At 59.1% G+C, this 2,285-nt stretch carries 4 protein-coding genes; all 4 read right to left on the minus strand.

The features are described from left to right. Positions 1-483, minus strand: a 483-nt coding sequence (locus tag WBB85_RS08395; protein ID WP_432638169.1) for a HisA/HisF-related TIM barrel protein, incomplete at its 3' end; no start/stop codon positions are given. Between the two features lie 157 nt (positions 484-640). Continuing rightward, positions 641-1,006, minus strand: coding sequence for a hypothetical protein (locus tag WBB85_RS08400; RefSeq protein WP_432638170.1), 366 nt, complete (start codon positions 1,004-1,006; stop codon positions 641-643). 87 nt (positions 1,007-1,093) lie between these two features. Continuing rightward, entirely contained in the window at positions 1,094-1,609 is a 516-nt protein-coding gene (locus tag WBB85_RS08405) for a GNAT family N-acetyltransferase (RefSeq protein ID WP_432638172.1), read from the minus strand. Between the two features lie 166 nt (positions 1,610-1,775). Continuing rightward, the gene (locus tag WBB85_RS08410; protein WP_432638171.1) at positions 1,776-2,213 is read right to left on the minus strand and encodes a helix-hairpin-helix domain-containing protein; all 438 of its coding nucleotides are present in this window, start codon (positions 2,211-2,213) and stop codon (positions 1,776-1,778) included. Positions 2,214-2,285 lie beyond the last annotated feature (72 nt).

Consider the following 2,285-nt stretch of genomic DNA (forward strand, 5'->3'; position numbering starts at 1 on the left):
GGCGGCGAACGGCGTGCCTTCGAACGCGTCGATAAAGGCTTCGGGCGTGTAGGAGCTTTCGGTTTTCCAGCCATGGGTCAGCACATGGCCCTTCCAGACATCGACCGACAGGACGATCTGGTCAGGATGGTGATGGGCGATATCCTTGACCAGATGCGGGTTCTGCGCGGCGAGCGTCGACACCACGATCCGGCCCGCCCCGTGGTCGATCCATTCCTCGATCCGGTCACGGGTGCGAAACCCGCCGCCAAGCTGCACCGGAATGCCCGCATCGCGGATGATCTTCAGCACAAGATCGTGGTTCTCGTCGCTGCCGGACATCGCATCGAAGTCGGTGACATGCATCCATTCCGCGCCCGCATGGGCAAAGTCCTGCGCCGTCGCGACCGGATCGACATGCCAGATCGACGGCTCCTCAAGCCTGCCGCGATGCAGGCTCACGCAGCGGCCATTCTGAATCTCGATCGTCGGATAGATTATCATCTGGTGCCTCCATGTTGATCTTGCACAGAAATTCCCGCCGTGCCGGGTGGGCAGTCACCCCGTATCCGGGGCGCTGCCCTTCTCTTGATGTTAGGTCTGTTTGCGCTAAACCCAAAGGCGATTCCGACCGTTTTGACAAAATAGCGTCAAGACCGCCTTAACGGCGCCCCGCCGCCAATGCCTGGAGCACGATCACCAGTGCCGCCGCAACACAAATCCAGCCAATAAACCAGAACCGGCCTGCAAGCGCATCTTCCGCGTAGGAGGCCGCGAACCGTGCCGCGCCGATCTTTGCCACAGCAAAGCCCGCCGCCACGCCGATCGCGCCAATAATCAACCTTAAGGTGATTTTTGTCCGAACCAATAGCAAGGCCAGCACCAGCCCCGCACCGATCGCGCCGCCGATCCAGCCGATCTTGACGGCCCAGAACGGATGCGCGCCCAATCTTTCGGGCAGGCCCAACCGGGCGAGTGCGTATACGATGAGAACCGCGCCTGCCAGCGCCAGAACCTGTCTGCCCATTCCCGTCCCTCGTGCAATCGGTGACTTGGACCAGAATCGCAAAGTACCAGCAGAACGCAACGCCCCGCACGCAGACGTGATGGCGCGTCAGCCGCGACTGTCACGCCGCAGAAGCATCACCTTGTCACCCAGATCCACACTCTCGCGCATCACTTGGTAACCAAGCGCGCGGGCAATCGCGAAAGAGGCATCATGCCCATCCTCGATCATCGCATGGCTGACCCCGCCGAAAGGTTGCACATCAAACCAGCGATGCGCGGCGGTAACCGCCTCGCGCCCATACCCCCTGCCATGGGCGGAAGCGGTCAGAACCCATCCGGCCTCGGGGGCCGCATCGAAATCGTCACCGATCCCGCGCATGCCGGTGAAAAACCCGGTCTGACCCAGAAAGGCCCCATCCGCGCGCCGTGTGATCGCCCATTGGCCGAACCCCTCGATCGCCCAGTTCCCGGCGACCTTCAGAAAGACATTCCAGCTTTCGGCCAGCGGGCGCGGCTTGTTGCCGATGAAGCGCACCACGTCCGGCTCTTGCCAGATCGCGGCAAAGACGGGGAAATCCGCCTTCACCATACCCCTGAGGATCAGCCGTTCGGTTTCAATCACGGGAATCAATTGCGTCTCCCTGCCCTGTTCCAATCCATCGTGACCGGGTTTGGCAGGCAGTACCAGATATCGCCCGAAGGAACGTATCGCCTCCGGTTGGAACTGTTACAAAGCTCCGGCCCGTCCTTACTCGCGTGATAGCCTTTGCTTTGAACGTTTCTGCCAACTACTTGGCTGCTTTGCTTTTCCTGATTTCCTTTTTCTTGTCCTTCAGAGCAGCTTTCTTATATTTTTTTAACGCCTTAACCGCCTCATCAAGCTTTACAGTGGCGGTCTTTAGTTTGGCCTTCGCCTTCTTTTTCATGCGCTTGGCTGCCTTGAGCGCAGCTTTTGCATCCGCCTTGGGCTTCTTTGGCACCAACTTGATCACATTGGTCGGCACATCCCCAGGCACCTTTGTTTTCTTGCTTTGGGAGGACGGCGCGGTCGTCTTACTTTGCGCAGCTTTGATAAAGTCCTCTGCCCTCGTCACGGTGACACCACGGATCGTAGTCAGATCCTGAATGCTGGCATGAACGAGATCAGTCTTCGTGTGGATCCCCATAGCCTCAAGGGCGCTCTTGGTGGATAGCCCAATACCGGGGATGGTCAGCAGTTCGGACATGAACGTCTCCTTAATTTCGGGATGAAAGGGGGGATCGGAAGGGATGAGTAAATGAGCGGGCCGACCCAATAC

The sequence above is a fragment of the Albidovulum sp. genome, assembly GCF_049646345.1.
In the GTDB taxonomy this organism is placed as follows: Bacteria; Pseudomonadota; Alphaproteobacteria; order Rhodobacterales; family Rhodobacteraceae; genus Albidovulum.